Annotated in this window: 17 protein-coding genes; 4 read left to right on the top strand and 13 right to left on the bottom strand. The window is 67.0% G+C overall.

Features of this window, described 5'->3' with window-relative positions; translation table 11 throughout:
* Positions 1–47: 47 nt before the first annotated feature.
* From OG976_RS08695 to OG976_RS08675, 5 genes are all read right to left on the bottom strand, one after another.
* Complete coding sequence (locus OG976_RS08695) at positions 48–287, bottom strand: hypothetical protein (protein WP_328360610.1); 240 nt, start codon at positions 285–287, stop codon at positions 48–50.
* Positions 288–310: 23 nt separating this feature from the next.
* Positions 311–1387: an NAD(P)H-dependent amine dehydrogenase family protein gene (locus OG976_RS08690; RefSeq protein ID WP_328360607.1), complete on the bottom strand. Its 1077-nt coding sequence runs from the start codon at positions 1385–1387 to the stop codon at positions 311–313.
* A gap of 8 nt (positions 1388–1395) precedes the next feature.
* Positions 1396–2187, bottom strand: a complete 792-nt coding sequence (locus OG976_RS08685) for an SDR family oxidoreductase (RefSeq protein WP_328360604.1) — start codon at positions 2185–2187, stop codon at positions 1396–1398.
* Between the two features lie 126 nt (positions 2188–2313).
* Entirely contained in the window at positions 2314–3198 is an 885-nt protein-coding gene (gene ku / locus OG976_RS08680) for a non-homologous end joining protein Ku (RefSeq protein ID WP_328360601.1), read from the bottom strand.
* A 36-nt stretch (positions 3199–3234) separates the two neighbouring features.
* On the bottom strand, positions 3235–3462 hold the full coding sequence (locus OG976_RS08675) for a hypothetical protein (RefSeq protein ID WP_328360598.1): 228 nt from the start codon (positions 3460–3462) through the stop codon (positions 3235–3237).
* Between the two features lie 35 nt (positions 3463–3497).
* Between OG976_RS08675 and OG976_RS08670 the strand changes: the two genes are divergently transcribed.
* The gene (locus OG976_RS08670; RefSeq protein ID WP_328360595.1) at positions 3498–5807 is read left to right on the top strand and encodes an ATP-dependent DNA ligase; all 2310 of its coding nucleotides are present in this window, start codon (positions 3498–3500) and stop codon (positions 5805–5807) included.
* A 2-nt stretch (positions 5808–5809) separates the two neighbouring features.
* Here the strand turns inward: OG976_RS08670 and rnhA are convergent, their stop codons facing one another.
* The 4 genes from rnhA to OG976_RS08650 all read right to left on the bottom strand — a co-directional run bounded on the left by rnhA (position 5810) and on the right by OG976_RS08650 (position 9121).
* Positions 5810–6283, bottom strand: a complete 474-nt coding sequence (gene rnhA, locus OG976_RS08665) for a ribonuclease HI (RefSeq protein WP_328360592.1) — start codon at positions 6281–6283, stop codon at positions 5810–5812.
* A gap of 35 nt (positions 6284–6318) precedes the next feature.
* Positions 6319–6942, bottom strand: coding sequence for a VOC family protein (locus tag OG976_RS08660; RefSeq protein WP_328360589.1), 624 nt, complete (start codon positions 6940–6942; stop codon positions 6319–6321).
* 27 nt (positions 6943–6969) lie between these two features.
* On the bottom strand, positions 6970–8307 hold the full coding sequence (locus OG976_RS08655) for an HNH endonuclease signature motif containing protein (protein WP_328360585.1): 1338 nt from the start codon (positions 8305–8307) through the stop codon (positions 6970–6972).
* Between the two features lie 94 nt (positions 8308–8401).
* Entirely contained in the window at positions 8402–9121 is a 720-nt protein-coding gene (locus tag OG976_RS08650) for a phosphatase PAP2 family protein (protein ID WP_328360582.1), read from the bottom strand.
* A gap of 95 nt (positions 9122–9216) precedes the next feature.
* Between OG976_RS08650 and OG976_RS08645 the strand changes: the two genes are divergently transcribed.
* Positions 9217–9669, top strand: coding sequence for a helix-turn-helix domain-containing protein (locus OG976_RS08645; RefSeq protein ID WP_328360580.1), 453 nt, complete (start codon positions 9217–9219; stop codon positions 9667–9669).
* On the opposite strand, the gene OG976_RS08640 is transcribed toward OG976_RS08645, so the two are convergent.
* Positions 9666–11537 (bottom strand): propionyl-CoA synthetase, encoded by a 1872-nt coding sequence (locus tag OG976_RS08640; RefSeq protein ID WP_328360579.1) that lies wholly within the window; start codon positions 11535–11537, stop codon positions 9666–9668. The two genes, OG976_RS08645 and OG976_RS08640, sit on opposite strands and share 4 nt — an antisense overlap.
* A gap of 111 nt (positions 11538–11648) precedes the next feature.
* On the bottom strand, positions 11649–12077 hold the full coding sequence (locus tag OG976_RS08635) for a type II toxin-antitoxin system Rv0910 family toxin (RefSeq protein ID WP_328360576.1): 429 nt from the start codon (positions 12075–12077) through the stop codon (positions 11649–11651).
* A 43-nt stretch (positions 12078–12120) separates the two neighbouring features.
* Here OG976_RS08635 and OG976_RS08630 point away from each other — a divergent pair, with 43 nt between their 5' ends.
* Positions 12121–12921, top strand: coding sequence for an enoyl-CoA hydratase/isomerase family protein (locus OG976_RS08630; RefSeq protein ID WP_328360573.1), 801 nt, complete (start codon positions 12121–12123; stop codon positions 12919–12921).
* Positions 12922–12924: 3 nt separating this feature from the next.
* Here OG976_RS08630 and OG976_RS08625 read toward each other — a convergent pair whose 3' ends face one another.
* Positions 12925–13791: a TIGR03619 family F420-dependent LLM class oxidoreductase gene (locus tag OG976_RS08625; RefSeq protein WP_328360571.1), complete on the bottom strand. Its 867-nt coding sequence runs from the start codon at positions 13789–13791 to the stop codon at positions 12925–12927.
* A gap of 238 nt (positions 13792–14029) precedes the next feature.
* Between OG976_RS08625 and OG976_RS08620 the strand changes: the two genes are divergently transcribed.
* Positions 14030–15001 (top strand): AraC family transcriptional regulator, encoded by a 972-nt coding sequence (locus OG976_RS08620; protein ID WP_328360568.1) that lies wholly within the window; start codon positions 14030–14032, stop codon positions 14999–15001.
* A 2-nt stretch (positions 15002–15003) separates the two neighbouring features.
* Here OG976_RS08620 and OG976_RS08615 read toward each other — a convergent pair whose 3' ends face one another.
* Positions 15004–15492 (bottom strand): DUF2231 domain-containing protein, encoded by a 489-nt coding sequence (locus tag OG976_RS08615; RefSeq protein ID WP_328360565.1) that lies wholly within the window; start codon positions 15490–15492, stop codon positions 15004–15006.
* Between the last annotated feature and the right edge of the window lie 18 nt (positions 15493–15510).

The raw sequence follows: 15510 nt of genomic DNA, 5'->3' as shown, positions 1-15510 counted from the left end.
GGGACTACTCAACCGGCCACCGGCGGCGATGTTAGACGCCTGCTAGCTCACAGACCAATCCAGAGTCCGCCGAGGCCGATGCCGATTCCACCGAAGCCCCAACCCGGATAGGGGTTGGTCAACGCCGGATTGGGGGAGGTGGTGATCTGCGCATGACCGGGGGTCTGGCAGATGGTGGTGTTCGGACCGGTGTCGGTGCACTGCGGTGCGGCAGCGGCGGGAATCGCGAGCAACAGGCTCGCGAGCATTGCGACTCCGGCGGCGGCGACACGAGTGGTGATCCGCATGATGGGCCTCCTTACAGGTTGGCCTATCCAGCAGCGTACAACCCTTTTCCAGTCACCAGGGGCAGGTCCAGTGTGGTGCAGATGCCTGGGGGTGCGGCGATGACGGCGGGTATCGCGTTGACGATGCGCATCGCGGTGGCCAGCACCCCGGCGTGGTTGTGGTCGCCGTTGGGGCTCGACAGGCAGACGTCCACGGCGTAGCAGGGTTCGCCGGTGATCTCGATGCGGTAGTTGCCGCCCTCCTGGGCGGGTTGCGGCCACTCCGGGCACAGGTCGTCGCGCAGCCGGGTCACGTGCTCGAGGACCACCGCCGGTGCCCCGTCGACCAAGCCGATCACTTCGAATCGGAGAGCGGCGGCGGTGCCCTTGGCGATATGTCCGCTGGCGATCTCGAAGTCCTCGGGTGCGGGCTCGCGGACGTAGATCTCCTCGAGTCCGTCGAGTTCCAGGCCCAGGCCGGCGGCGAGTTGCCGCACCACCGAACCCCACCCGATGCTCAGCACCCCGGGCTGCAACAACATCGGGATCTCGTCCATCGGCTTACCGAAGCCCATCACGTCGAACATCACCGTCGCGCTGTCGTAGGTCGCGTAGTTCACGATCTCCATACAGCGCAGTTGCTCGATGCTCTGACAGGTCCCGGCCAGCGCCAGGGGAAGCAGGTCGTTGGCGAACCCGGGGTCGATGCCGTTGACGAACAGGCTCGAATTACCTTCGCGTGCAGCATCTTCGAGCGGATTGATCATCTCGTCAGGGATCACCTGCCACGGCCACTGCAGGAACACCGGCCCGCTGCCGACGACGTTGACCCCGGCGGCCAGGATGCGGCGGTAGTCCTCGAGTGCCTCGACGAGCCGGTTGTCGGCCATCGCGTTGTAGACCACGCACTGCGGCTTGGTGGCCAGCACCGCGTCGAGGTCGGTAGTGGCCGTCACCCCCGTCGTCCCGTCGAGCCCGGCGAGTTCGGCGGCGTCCTTGCCGGCCTTGGACTCCGAGGACACCCAGACGCCGGTGAGCTCGAATTCGGGGTTGTTGATCAGCGCGGTGAGCGAATGGACGCCGACGTTGCCGGTGCCGATCTGTGCGACGCGGATGGCCATGGGAATCCTTACAGGTCAGGGATCGGGAGATCCAGGTTCGGCATGTTGAGCCCGCCGTCGACCTCCAGCGTCTTGCCGGTGAGGTAGCTGGCTGCGGGCGAGGCGAGGTAGACCGCCGCGGCGGCGATGTCGGCGGGGTCGCCGAGGCGACGCATCGGGGTGGCCTTTTCCATCGGGTCGCGCAGTTCGTCGCTGGAGGCCACGATCTCCAACGCGGAGGTCAGGATGGAACCCGGCGCGATGGCGTTGACCCGGATCTTGGGGCACAGGTCCAGGGCGGTCAGCCGGGTGTACTGGGCCAGCGCGGCCTTGGCGGTGCTGTAAGCGGCGAACCCGCGGCCGGCGGTCCGGCCCATCGTCGAGGTGATGTTGATGATGTTGCCGCCGCCGGAGTGCTCCAGCATCAGCGGCACCGCGGCCACGGTCAGCGCGTGCGCGGTCAGAACGTTGAAGGTGAAGGCATCCTTCATCGCCTTGACGCTGGTGGCCATAAGCGCGTTCGGCATGGTGCCGCCGACATTGTTGACGACGATGTCCAGCTTGCCGAACGCCTCGACGGCCTTGCCGGCCAGCTCGGCCGTCGTCTCGGGGTGGGAGAGATCGCCGACGACGATGTGCGCGCGGCGTCCGAGGGCCTCGATCTGCGCGGCGACGGACTCGAGTTCCGACTCGGTGCGCGAACCGATGACGACATCTGCGCCGACTTCGGCGAAGGCGACCGCGATGGCGGCGCCCAGCCCGCGGCCGGCGCCGGTGACTACTGCAACTTGACCATCAAGGCGAAAACTATCGAGGATCACGTGTCTCTCTTCCCTTGTCCGCGAACACCGTAACAAGATCGCGGCGTCGGCTGGCCGCGAATTCCGAACGCAATTGAAACACGTTCTAGTTTCGTAATCAGCCGTATCGAAGACGAGGTTGTGGCGCTACTTCTTGGCGGGAGCTTTCTTGGCGGCGGCTTTCTTGGCCGGAGCTTTCTTGGCGGGGGCCTTCTCGGCTGCGCCGGAATCACCGGACTGCTCGCGGCGGCGTTTGACACTGGCCTCGAGCTTGGCGAGCAGATCCGAGACGTCCTCGGCCTCGTCGAGCTGGGCGGGTTGCTCTTCGGTGGAGAACGCCTCGCCGCCGTCCAACTTGGCCTCGACGAGTTCGCGCAGCTGCTCCTGGTAGGTGTCCTGGAAGTTCTCGGGATGGAAGTCGTCGGTCATCGACTCCACGACCTGACCCGCCATCTTCAGCTCGGCCGGTTTGATCTCGACCTTCTGGTCGAGCACCGGGAAGTCGGGGTCGCGGATCTCGTCGGGCCACAACAAGGTGTGCACCACCATGACGTCGCGTTTGGAGAAGTCCTTCACCCGCAGCGCCGCTAGCCGGGTCTTGTTGCGCAGCGCGAAGTGCACGATGGCCACCCGGTCGGTGTCGGCGAGCGTTTTGGCCAACAGCACATAGGACTTCGGCGATTTCCCGTCGGGCTCGAGGAAATAACTGCGGTCGTACATCAGTGGGTCAATCTCGCTGGCCGGCACGAACTCGACCACTTCGATCTCGTGGCTGCGTTCCTCGGGCAGGGTGGCGATGTCGTCGTCGGTGATGATCACTGTCTGGCCGTTGTCGGACTCGAAGGCCTTGGCGATGTCGCGGTACTCGACCACCTCACCGCACACCTCGCAGACCCGCTTGTAGCGGATGCGCCCGTTGTCCTTGGCGTGCACCTGGTGGAACTTCAGATCGTGGTCTTCGGTGGCGCTGTACACCTTGACGGGGACGTTCACCAGACCGAAGGCGATCGAGCCTTTCCAGATGGAACGCATACATCCAGTATGCAGCCCTAAGGGTGGCCTGAGGGGTCAGACCGCGGGCTCTGTGCCCGGTGTCAGTCCGAGCGGTACGTCGGGGTTCGCACCGGGAGCGCTGTCCATGTAGCCCTGGCCGCCGGGCGCGTACTGGCAGTTGCTGTTCGTCGGCGTCTGATCGCCGGAGCACGCGGGCACCAGAATCTCCGGGTCGGCGCTCGCCGGGGCTGCGCCGAACAGCGCCGCTGCCACCAGCAACGCGCCGATGCCCCACCTGGTCATTGGTCCACGGTAGCAGCGGGTAATACGTTGAGGTGGTGAATCAGGTGTGGCCGCCGGACGCGACGGAAGGTCCGCGCGTCGCGCTGAGCAACGCCGACAAGGTGCTCTACCCGACCACCGGCACCACCAAGGCCGATATCTTCGGCTACTACACCGCCATCGCCGAGGTGATGTTGCCGCACATTGCCGGCCGGCCGGTGACCCGCAAGAGATGGCCCAACGGCGTCGACGAGCCGTCGTTCTTCGAAAAGCAGCTCGCCAGTTCGGCACCGGACTGGCTGGACCGCGGGACCGTGGTGCACCGCTCCGGTGCCACCACCTACCCGATCATCGACACATCGACGGGTCTGGCCTGGATCGCCCAGCAGGCTGCCCTCGAAGTCCATGTGCCGCAGTGGCGATTTACCTCGGCCGGAAAGCCAGGCCCGGCAACGCGTTTGGTCTTCGACCTCGACCCCGGCGAGGGTGTCACCATGCCGCAGCTGTGCGAGGTGGCCAACGCCGTGCGCGATCTGATGGACGACATCGGGCTGACGGTCTACCCGCTCACCAGCGGCAGCAAGGGTCTGCACCTGTATGCGCCGCTGGCCGAACCGGTGAGCAGCAGTGGCGCGGCGGTGCTCGCCCGCCGGGTGGCCCAACAGCTGGAGCAGAGCATGCCCGCGCTGGTCACCGCCACCATGACCAAGAGCCTGCGGGCCGGCAAGGTGTTTCTGGACTGGAGCCAGAACAACGCCGCCAAGACGACCATCGCGCCGTATTCGCTGCGTGGCCGCGGGCACCCCACCGTGGCGGCGCCGCGCACCTGGGACGAGATCGGTGATCCCGCGTTGCGCCACCTGGACTACACCGAGGTGCTCGCCAGGGTGGCCGAGCACGGCGACCTGCTGGCCGGCCTCGACGGCGATGTGCCGCGGGAGGACCGGCTGACGACCTATCGCAGCATGCGCGATTCGGCCAAGACGCCGGAGCCGGTGCCCAAGGCGGAACCAGCCGTGCCCAATGTCGCCGGCCCGGCGGCTCCGGCGGGCGAGAACAACAGGTTCGTCATCCAGGAGCACCACGCCCGGCGGCTGCACTACGACTTCCGATTGGAACGCGACGGCGTGCTGGTGTCGTGGGCGATTCCCAAGAACCTGCCCGACACCCCGGCGGTCAACCATCTGGCCGTGCACACCGAGGATCACCCGCTGGAGTACGCCACGTTCTCCGGTGACATTCCGAAGGGGGAGTACGGCGGCGGCAAGGTCATCATCTGGGACTCCGGCACCTATGCGGCGGAGAAGTTCCGGGACGGCGTCGACAAGGGTGGGGAGGTGATCGTCGACCTCTACGGGCAGCGGATCTCGGGACGCTATGCCCTGATTCAGACCAAGGGTGACCAGTGGCTGGCGCACCGGATGAAGGAGCAACCCGACCCGCGCCTACAGGACTACGAGCCGATGCTGGCCACCCTCGGCTCGGTCGACAAGCTGACCGAAGCCCAGTACGCGTTCGAGGGCAAGTTCGACGGCTACCGGCTGCTGGTGGAAGTCGACCACGGCCGGTTGCGGCTGCAATCGCGCAGCGGGCGCGACGTCACCGGCGAGTATCCCCAATTAGCCTCACTGGCAGCCGATCTCGCCGAGCATGACGTGATCCTCGACGGTGAAGTGGTGGCCCTGGATGCCGATGGTGTGCCGAACTTCGGCGAGATGCAGAACCGGGTGCGGGCTACCCGCATCGAGTTCTGGGCGTTTGACATCCTGCGTCTCGACGGGCGCTCGCTGCTGCGCGCCACCTACCGCGACCGCCGTAAGATCCTCGAAACCTTCGCCCAGGGAACCGATCTCATCGTCCCACCGCTGCTGCACGGTGACGGTCCGGCGGCGCTGGAGTACTCCCGAAGCAAGAAATGGGAAGGTGTCGTCGCCAAGAAATGGGACGCCACCTACCAACCCGGACGACGGTCCGCGGCATGGATCAAGGACAAGAACTGGAACACCCAGGAGATCGTGATCGGCGGCTGGCGCGAAGGCAACGGCGGGCGCTCCAGCGGAATTGGCGCGCTGTTGATGGGCATACCGGAAGACGGCGGCCTGCGGTTCGTGGGTCGGGTCGGCACCGGCTTCTCCGACAAGGAACTGGCCCGCCTCAAGGACATTCTGGCGCCGCTGCACACCGACGAGTCACCGTTCGACCCGCCGCTGCCACGGCTGGAAACCAAGGGCGTCACCTACGTGCGTCCCGAGTTGGTCGGGGAAGTGCGCTACGGCGAGTGGACCTCCGACGGGCGGCTGCGGCACCCGAGCTGGCGGGGTCTGCGCTCGGACAAGGAGCCGGCCGAGGTGGTAGTCGAAAAGTAGCGTCAGAAGCCTTGGATGCCAGTGGAACTCAATGCCACGGCTTCCTGCAGACCGCGGGTCGCCAGTGAGTCGGCCAACTCGTTGTCGCCGACACCGGAGTGCCCCTTGACCCAGAACCACTCGACCTGGTGGCGCGCGCAGGCGAGCTGCAGCCGCTGCCACAGGTCGACGTTCTTCACCGGCTCCTTGGCGGAGGTCAGCCAGCCGTTGCGCTCCCAGCCATGCACCCACTTGGTGATGCCGTTGCGGACGTAGGTGCTGTCGGTATAGAGGTGCACGCTCACGGTGCGGGTGAGCGCTTCGAGGGCCATGATCGGCGCCGTCAGCTCCATGCGGTTGTTGCTGGTCTGGCTGGGTTCGCCGCCGCACATCTCCCGGACGTGCTCACGCATGCGCAGCACCGCGCCCCAGCCTCCCGGGCCCGGGTTGGGGCGGCATCCACCGTCGGTGTGGATGACGACGATGTCGTCTTGCATGCCCGCGAGAATAGGCACCAACTGCGGTGCGTCGCTCACCGGCGCGCCGAGATCATCGCCGAGCGCACCGAGATCCCGAGGTCAGCGTGGCGCAGGGTGGTGATCCGGCGCCCGGGCTGCACGGCATCCTTCACCGGCAGGGTCTTGTCCCCGAAGAACTCGGCCGTCGCGTCGATGTCGTCGACGACGTAGGTGATGCCCCACAGGCTGGACGGGCCTTCACCCGCCGTGTCCGGCGAGCCGACGACCTCGACGATCACCTCACCGAGCCGGAAGAAGATCTGCCGCATCGGCCGCCCGCCCATCTCCGCGTCGCGTTCCCGCCGGGGCAGCACCCCGATCGTGGCCAGCGACTCGACCGTGCGGGCCAGATTGGGGGAGAGCAGCACGACGTGGTCGATCCCGGTGACGCCGTTGGGGTGCGTGCCCGCGACGGCGGGTGCTGTGTCGGAGGCCGTGGTCGGGATGCCGTCGAGGTCGCCGGTCCGATCGACGCCACGCAACGACCACCCGACGATGCCGGCGCCGCGGTCGCGCCCGACCAAGCGGATGCGAACCCCGCCGACCCGGCACACGCCATCAGCGTCGACCTCGAATCCCGCGGCTCGCCACGCGTCCGCCGGGTCGGCGACCAAGAGCTCATCGACGCTGACTGCCATGCCGACCATCATCACACTGGGAAAGGCTCAGGGCCCTTCGCGGTCGTCGAGCAGTCGTTCGGGGTGGTGGTAGGTGTTGATGCCGGCGCCGGGGAAGGGCAGTTGTGGTGGTGGGATCCATTCGGTGGTGCCGTCGGCGCGTTTTCGTACGCTCCAGCCTTCGTCGAGCAGTTTGTGGTCGGGTGGGCAGGCTTGGGTGAGTTTGTCGATGTTGGTCAGACCACCTTTGGCCCATTCGTCGATGTGGTGGACTTCTGTGCGGTAGCCGGGGGCGTCGCAGCCGGGCCGGGTACAGCCACGGTCCTTGTTGTGCAACATGATTCGTTGGTCACCGGTGGCCAGACGCTTGGTGCGGCCCAACCAGAGGGCTTGGCCGGTGACCCCGTCGAACAGGGCGAGGTAGTGGTAGGCGTGGGTGGCCATGCGGATCACGTCGGACATTGGGATGAGGGTGCCGCCGGCGGTGACGGCTTGTCCGGTCTTGGCCTGAATGTCCTGCAGTGTGGTGGAGACGATGACGGTCACCGGTAGTCCGTTGTGTTGGCCGAGTTTCGGATCGCCGAGTTGTCCGCGCACCAGCGCGGTTAACGCGTCGTGCCGGCGTTGGGGCACGCTGCGGGCATCCCGTTCGGCGACCTCGGCGCTGGGTTCGGTGGTGACGGTGGGGGTTTGGTCGGCGGGGTTGCACATGCCGGGGCCGGCGAACTTGGCGAACCAGGCGTCGAGCATGGCGCGGAGTTCGGGGTTGGCGATGAGTTTGCCGACGCTCATGCCGTCGGGGCGTTGTCCGCCGCACCAGCTGAATCCGCGTTTGCGGGCGCGGTCGTCGTCGGAGAAGGTGCCGTCGGGGTTGAGGGTCATCGCCAGGCGGGCTGCGACTTTCTCGAGCTGGTCGGGGCGCAGGCTCGTGGCGTGTTCAGCCAACGAGGCTTCGGCTTTCTCGATCTGGGTGGGCCCGACGTGGTCTGGTAGGTCGCGGAAGAACTTCTGGATGACGCGGAGGTGTTCGGCGTCGAGTAGGCCGTCGTGCCAGGCCGTCGCGGTGGCGGGCAGCAGTGGCGGTAGTGGCTGGCCGGTCAGGGTGGTGCGCGCCTCGAGCTGCTCGGCGTCGCGTAGGCGGCGGCGGGCTTCGGTGCGGCTGATGCGCAGCATGTCGGCCAGGCTGATCGGTGGTGGTGGGCAACCGGGGATGTGTTCGAGCCGGGCAACATGATCGTGGGTGATCGCGATCTGGCGGCGTCGGGCGGTTTCGAGGCGGTCCAGGACGTGGTAGCGCTGAACCGCCTCCACTGCGTCGAGGTCGGCGGCGGCGAGTTCGGCGACCAGGGTGTCGAGGTCGTCGAGAACCGCCATGATCGAACGCATGTTCGAAAGACTACCTCCGGCCACCGACAAGAATCGGCGCCCTGTGGATCAATGAGGATCTGTGGAAAGTTCTCGCACAGAGCAGCTTTGACAGCTATGCCCGCACGCGACCGGGCTTCGGTGGGCCCAGAGCGGACGCGCCCGCGGCAACGATGGCCGCGGCAAGAACCATGCCGCCCAGGACGTCGGTGAAGATGTGGGCGCGGCTGTGCAATGCCAGGACGGCGACGAACAAGACTCCGGTCACAGCAGGAACTGCCAGCGCTGCTTGCGCGACTCGACTACGTCCGATGCCGAGGCATACCGCGATCATCCCGAGCAGCGTCCCGCACGCGGTGACGTGGCCGGACGGGAACGAATGCGTGTACTCCAGTAGCGACCCGTCGTGCAACGTCGCGAGGGTTGAGGGCGTCCGGCTCACCACAGCCTTGAGCGTCTCCTCGGCGGCCACACCAACCCCGACCCCGCCGATCACAACGACAGCCCGCATCGCCGATCGAGCCTGTAGGGCAAGCAATGTGCCGCTGAGCACGCCGGCGGTGGTGAAGGGGACCGGCTGACCGATATAGCTGAAAAGGCCCTGCGAATCGACTCGCAACCTGTGGAATCGATGCCGGTAGAACCAGTTCCAGGCGGAGTCGTCGAGCGATGTCATCCACCCGGAATTGATCTCCACCGCCAGAAATGCCAGGACGGTGAACAATGCGGCAGCCAGCATGGCCAACGCCAGGCGGCCACGACCGATCGCTGCGCCGCTGCCGAGGATCACGGCCCCAGCAGCCAGCACAGCCCTCGTGGTGTCGATGTCGGTCACTGCGGATCAGGGTATGACGGAATCCGTCTGTGCCCTGCTCGATCCGCCTCAGTGTCGAGCGGTGATGCGGTCCGCGAGATTCAGCTCGAAGTCGGGTGCACCTGCCTGACGCCGAACGTCATGCCCTCGAACGGCCGACGCTCGAACTGCTCCGCGCGCTGTTCACCACGACTGCGGGAGACGAGGACCTCGCCCGCGACTCACTGCACAATTCGTTGGATGTCAGGCTGGTTCAGTACCTCAGGGCACACCTGCGCGACCCGGACCTCACCATCGGCCGGCTCGCGCGTGAGCATGGAATCTCGGAGCGCTACACCTATCTGATCCTGTCGCGCCAAGGCATCAGCCCGGCGGACTGGATCCGTTCGCAGCGGCTCAGCGGGGCCGCTGACGACTTGGTGCGGCCACTGGCGAAGCCGCCGAGTATCGCCGAAATTGCCTCCACTTGGGGCTTTCCCGACCAAGCCAACTTCACCCGCGCCTTCCGCCGGACCTACGGCGTGAGTCCACGCGAGTACCGACGCAACCACCGTCCGGTCGCCGACTAGCCCTGCAGGATCGGCCGCAAGGTCTCCAGCACCGCCGGGTCCTCGATGGTCGAGGGCATCGGCTCGTCCTTACCGTGGGCGATACCGCGCATCGTCTTGCGCAGGATCTTGCCCGAGCGGGTCTTCGGCAGCGCCGGCACCACGTCGACCAATCGGAAACACGCCACCGCGCCGATCTCGTCGCGCACCGACGCCACCAATTCCTTGGCAAGGCCCTCGGCCGTCGCGCCGGACTTGAGGACGACGAACCCGCGCGGCACCTGGCCCTTGATCTCGTCGGCCACCCCGATCACCGCACACTCGGCGACCGCCGGGTGTGCGGCCAGCACCGCTTCGATCGAGCCCGTCGACAACCGGTGTCCCGCAACGTTGATCACGTCGTCGATGCGTCCCATCACGAACAGGTAGCCGTCGTCGTCGATGTACCCGCCGTCACCGGTCAGGTAGAAGCCGGGATGCTCGCACAGATACGACGCCTCGTAGCGGGCGTCGTCGCCCCACAGCGTGGGCAGCGTGCCGGGCGGCAAGGGCAGGCTGATGCAGATCGCACCCTCTTCGCCCGGTGCGCACGGCGATCCGTCGACCTGCAGAATCTGCACGTCGTACCCGGGCATCGGCACCGTCGGCGAGCCTGGCTTGAGCGCAAGTTGCTCGATACCAACAGGATTGGCCGCGATTGCCCAGCCGGTCTCGGTCTGCCACCAGTGATCGACCACCGGCACACCCAGCTTCGCCGTCGCCCACGCATAGGTGTCGGGGTCCAGCCGCTCACCGGCCTGGAACAGGTACTTCAGCGACGACAGATCGTAGCTGTCGATGTGCGAACCCTCAGGGTCCTCCTTGCGGATCGCCCGGATCGCGGTCGGCGCGGTGAACAACGCTTTGACCCCGTACTCGGCGGCCACCCGCCAGAACGCGCCGGGATCCGGTGTGCCGATGGGCTTTCCCTCGTAGAGCACCGTCGTCGCGCCGGCCAGCAGCGGGCCGTAGACGATGTAGGAGTGGCCGACCACCCAGCCGACGTCGGAGGCCGCCCAGAACACGTCACCCGGGTCGATGTCGTAAATGTGGCGCATGCTCCACAACAGGGCGACGGCGTGGCCGCCGTTGTCGCGCACGATGCCTTTCGGCTTGCCGGTGGTTCCCGAGGTGTACAGCACGTAGAGCGGATCGGTGGCCGCTACCGGCACGGGATCCACCGGGGACGCCGAAGCCGTCACCTCGGCCCAGTCCAGATCCCGGCCGTCGACCAGGTCGCAGCGCAGCCTGTCGCGCTGCACGATCACACACGCACCCGGCTTGTGCGACGCCAACTCGAGGGCGTGGTCGAGCATCGGCTTGTATTCGACGACGCGGGTCGGCTCGATCCCGCACGACGCCGACACGATCACCACGGGCTGCGCGTCATCGATGCGGGTGGCCAGTTCGTGTGCGGCGAATCCGCCGAACACCACCGAATGCACCGCGCCGAGCCGCGCGCACGCCAGCATCGCGATCACAGCCTCGGGGATCATCGGCATGTAGAGCACCACGCGGTCACCCTTGCCGACGCCGAGTGAACGTAGGGCGCCAGCGAAACGTGCTGTCTCATCGAGCAATTCGCGGTAGGTGAAGACCCGCTTGGTGCCGGTGACAGGGGAGTCGTAGATCAGTGCCGGCTGCTCGGCGCGACCACCGGCGACGTGCCGGTCCAGCGCGTTGGCGCACGTGTTGAGCTCCGCGTCGGGGAACCACCGGTAGAACGGCGGATTGGTGTCGTCGAGGATCCGCTGCGGCTCACGCGTCCACGTCACCGCGCGGGCGGCCTGCGCCCAGAACGTCGCCGGGTCGGCGACACTGGCGTCGAACAACTCGCGATATGCGCCCATACCGGCTCCTCCCGTCGTTGGGTGCATGCACCGTAGCGCGGTGTGGTGTCGCAGGTCTCATCGGCGGCCGATTTGTCGCCGAACGCATCGAGTTCTGCGCCGAGCGGCGGGTCAGGCCAGCGCGGCGAGGTTGGTCACCGACCGGCGGACATCGGATTCCAGTACCCGGGCGACCAGCCGGCCGACCGGCCCGCTGAGCAAGCCGCCGGACAGGTCGGCGATCAGATGAAACCAGGTGCGCTGTGAGTCGTCGACGACCTTCATGGTGATGCCGATCGTGATGCCGGGCTTGCCGGTGCCGACCAACTCGATCGAGTGCGGTTCGTCGTATCCGGTCACGCACCACCGGATGGTGTTGCGGAATCCCTTCAGCTTGATCAGCGACGACACGCAGGTGCCCTCGCTGATCTGATCCGGCACCGGGCTACGCCAGCCGGCGAAGATGGTCATCCACTCGTCGAACCGCTGCAGGTCCGACGCCAGCGCCCACGCCCGCTGCGGGTTCACGTCGGAGGGCACCGACACGTCGACAGTTGCCATGGCCCGCCTATACCCGATGCCACCCCGGCGCTAACGTGCACGCATGTCCGCTGTGGAATTCACCGAACTCGAAGACGGCATCGCCGGTGTCACGCTGAACCGGCCCGACCTGCTCAACGCGATCGACGGCGCGTTGCTCGACGGCATCGACGACGCCCTGGGCAAGCTCAGTTCGTGGAATTACCGGGTGGCCGTGCTCACCGGAGCGGGTCGCGGGTTCTGCGCGGGGGCCGACCTCAGCGGAACCGGGCGGCCGTGGACGCCGCCGGCCGGCGCCCCGTTCAAGACCACCTATGACTCGCAGGTGCGCTTGGCCGATCAGATGACCCGCCTCTACGAGCTGCCCATCCCGGTGGTCGCCGCCGTCAACGGGGTCGCCGTCGGCGGCGGGCTGGCCTACGCGCTGCACTGCGACGTCCGGATCGCCTCGGAGACGGCCCGATTCGGGTCGGTGTTCATCAAGGCCGGCTTCTCCTCGATGGACATGGGCACCAGTTACCTGCTGCCCAAGATCGTCGGGGCGGGAGCGGCCCGCGAACTGATGCTCACCGGCCGGATCATCGACGCGCCCGAGGCGTACCGGATCGGGCTGGTGCACGAGGTCGTGCCCCAGGACAAGCTCGCCGACGCCGCGCTCGAGATGGCCCGAACCATCGCCGCCAACAACGCTTTTGGCGTGTGGCAGACCAAGACCGGGCTCAACGCGGCGCTGGATGCCCCAAGCCTTCGGCATGCCAAGGAGATCGAGAACCGCACGCAGGTGCTGACAGGCTTCACCAACAACCCGATGGAGGCCGCGATGGCGCACCGGGAGAAGCGGGCCCCGCAGTGGGATCCGCTGTAAGGGTTAGACCTTGGCGATGACGTTCTCGGCGAACCACTCCAGGTTGCGCAGCTTGGCATCCAGCGGCTCGGTGTCGGGCCCCTTGATGTAGGGGATGCGGAAGCCGACGATGACGTCGGTGACGCCCTTGTCCTCGAGCCGCTTCACGCCGTCGACGGTGAACCCGTCGATCGAGATGACATGGACCTGGAAGTCCTTGTCGGCCGTGCCCTCTTCCTCGCGGTAGCGGTTCAGCTTGGCCAGCAGTTCGTCGAGATCTTCCTCGCCACCTCCGTGCATCCAGCCGTCGTTGCGGGCCGCGCGGCGCAGCGCCGCATCGGCGTGGCCGCCGATGAGGATCGGGATGGGCTCGGTCGGCGCCGGGGTCATCTTCGTCTTCGGGATGTCGTAGAACTCGCCGTGGTATTCGAAGTAGTCCCCACTGGTGAGGCCGCGGATGATGTCGATGCACTCGTCCATCCGCTTGCCGCGCCTGGCGAACGGCACACCCATGAGTTCGTAGTCTTCCGGCCAGGGGCTGGTGCCGACGCCGAGCCCGACGCGGTTGCCGATGAGCGCCGTCAGCGAGCCGGCCTGCTTGGCCACCAGGGCGGGCGGGCGGATCGGGAGCTTGAGTACAAAGAAGTTGAACTTCAGTGTCGTGGTGACCGCGCCGAGGGCTGCGGTGATGACAAAGGTCTCGATGAACGACTTGCCGTCGAGAAACTCGCGATTGCCGTCGGGGGTGTACGGATACTTCGAGTCGGACTCGAAGGGGTAGGCGACGCTGTCGGGGATCGTCATCGCGTCGTAGCCCGCGGCCTCGGCGGCCTTGGCCAACGGAATATAGAACGACGGGTCGGTCATCGCCTCGGCGTATGTGAATCGCATAACCCGATAGTAGAACGTGTTCTAATTCTCGTTCGGAGATGCTGTCAGATCGGCCGATACCGAGGTATTGTCTGCCCAGAGTTGAGAACAATGCTCGAGACGCCTCCTCAGTTGGGGGGCGTGTGCACCGCAACCCTGCCACTGGCGGTTCGGTCGCCGAGGTTCTCATGCGACGACACATCCGACAGCTCTGCCGTGGCGGTGGTTGATGACCCCGGCATGAGTCAGGAGCCCACGGATGACCGCAGTCCTCGAGTCACCTCCTCCGCAGAAGACCACGTGCACGACCGCCGACCCCGGCGCCGTCGCGGACTTCATCGCCAGCGCGCACGGGATATGTGGCCGCGTCGAGGGTCTTCGCAGCGATCGTCCGATCACGTTGTCGCATGTGGTGATGGGCCCGATCAGCCTGTGCACGGTGCGCATCCCCGGCGAATTGTCGTTCGAAGCCGCGCCGGGGCCGTGCTTCGTCGTCGCCCACGTCGTGGCCGGCAGCATGCATCTGGGTGCGGACACACACACCGAGGTCTGCCGGGCCGGTGACACGGTGCTGGCTATCCGCCCCGGCCGGACCTGCCAGGCCCGACTCGTCGACGCCGAGGTGTCGCTGACCGCGCTGACCCCGGACGTGCTGGCCGAGATCACCGGTGATCTGGACCGGGGTCCGGTGCGATTCACCTCCGGGCGACCCCGCTCGGCACCCGCGGCCGCGCAGTGGCAGACCGCGGTCGACTACGTCGCGACAACCCTGGCCGACCGGGTCGGGGCTGGCGGCTACGAACAGGTCGCCGCGGGGGCGGTTCGGCTGCTGGCCGCCACGATGCTGCAGGTCTTCCCCAATACCTTCGCCGACGCCGGCGACGTTTCCGTCGACACGATGGATACCTGGCCGCCGATGCTGCGCCGGTCCGTCGAATTCATGCATGCCAACTGTGCCCGCGATATCGGCATGACCGACGTGGCGCGAGCGCTCAACGTCACCCCGCGGGCAGTGCAGTATCTGTTCCGGCGGCACCTCGACGTCAGCCCGATGACCTATCTACGCCGAATCCGGCTGCGCCGCGCCCACCGCGACCTGATGGCGGCCGACCCGGCCAAGGACACCGTCGCCGCCATCGCCGTCCGCTGGGGCTTCGCGCACACCGGCCGGTTCAGCCAGGCCTACCGCGCCGAATTCGGCCAGGCACCCAGCGTGACGCTGCGCGGCTGAGGCTATTCGCCGCCCTCACCGGCGGACGGCGTCAACGGGATTTCACTCCACGTCGCCTTCGCGCCGGAGTCCCCGATCCGGTACACCTGCACGACCGTGCCCACGCCGACGAGCAGCACGACGACGGCCACCACCGCGCTGAGCACCGTCGAGACCGACTTGCCCCGGCCGGCGCGTAGATGCAGAACGGCGAGCAGCACCGCCGCGACGAGCAGCCCGCCCGCGAAGAAGATCATGGTGTCGCCCAGTTCGGCGTGGGTGTGCAGCAACGGCGTGCGCTCGACGCGGTGCTCCAGGTACTCGCCGGCCTCCGTGGTCAGCGGCGTGAGCACAGCGACGACACCGGCCAGGATCAACACCAGCCACACCAGCCGCTGACGAGCAGCAGGCCACAGCGCGCACACGATCGCCAGGATGGCGGTCAGCGGCGCGAGCACCACGATGAAGTGCACGAACAGCACGTGCGCGGGAAGTCCGTTAAACGTCGACACGCGGCGGATACTACGCCC

Origin of the sequence: Mycobacterium sp. NBC_00419, assembly GCF_036023875.1 — a bacterium.
GTDB lineage: Bacteria > Actinomycetota > Actinomycetes > Mycobacteriales > Mycobacteriaceae > Mycobacterium.
The sequence above is the reverse complement of the archived record's forward strand: the minus strand, read 5'-3'. Positions and strand labels throughout refer to the sequence as shown.

Excerpts from the sequence above, each read along its gene's own strand:
- OG976_RS08695 (WP_328360610.1), bottom strand. The coding sequence starts at position 287 with ATGCGGATCACCACTCGTGTCGCCGCCGCCGGAGTCGCAATGCTCGCG.
- OG976_RS08690 (WP_328360607.1), bottom strand. The coding sequence starts at position 1,387 with ATGGCCATCCGCGTCGCACAGATCGGCACCGGCAACGTCGGCGTCCAT.
- ku (WP_328360601.1), bottom strand. The coding sequence starts at position 3,198 with ATGCGTTCCATCTGGAAAGGCTCGATCGCCTTCGGTCTGGTGAACGTC.
- OG976_RS08675 (WP_328360598.1), bottom strand. The coding sequence starts at position 3,462 with ATGACCAGGTGGGGCATCGGCGCGTTGCTGGTGGCAGCGGCGCTGTTC.
- rnhA (WP_328360592.1), bottom strand. The coding sequence starts at position 6,283 with ATGCAAGACGACATCGTCGTCATCCACACCGACGGTGGATGCCGCCCC.
- OG976_RS08660 (WP_328360589.1), bottom strand. The coding sequence starts at position 6,942 with ATGGCAGTCAGCGTCGATGAGCTCTTGGTCGCCGACCCGGCGGACGCG.
- OG976_RS08655 (WP_328360585.1), bottom strand. The coding sequence starts at position 8,307 with ATGCGTTCGATCATGGCGGTTCTCGACGACCTCGACACCCTGGTCGCC.
- OG976_RS08640 (WP_328360579.1), bottom strand. The coding sequence starts at position 11,537 with ATGGGCGCATATCGCGAGTTGTTCGACGCCAGTGTCGCCGACCCGGCG.
- OG976_RS08635 (WP_328360576.1), bottom strand. The coding sequence starts at position 12,077 with ATGGCAACTGTCGACGTGTCGGTGCCCTCCGACGTGAACCCGCAGCGG.
- OG976_RS08630 (WP_328360573.1), top strand. The coding sequence starts at position 12,121 with ATGTCCGCTGTGGAATTCACCGAACTCGAAGACGGCATCGCCGGTGTC.
- OG976_RS08625 (WP_328360571.1), bottom strand. The coding sequence starts at position 13,791 with ATGCGATTCACATACGCCGAGGCGATGACCGACCCGTCGTTCTATATT.
- OG976_RS08620 (WP_328360568.1), top strand. The coding sequence starts at position 14,030 with ATGACCGCAGTCCTCGAGTCACCTCCTCCGCAGAAGACCACGTGCACG.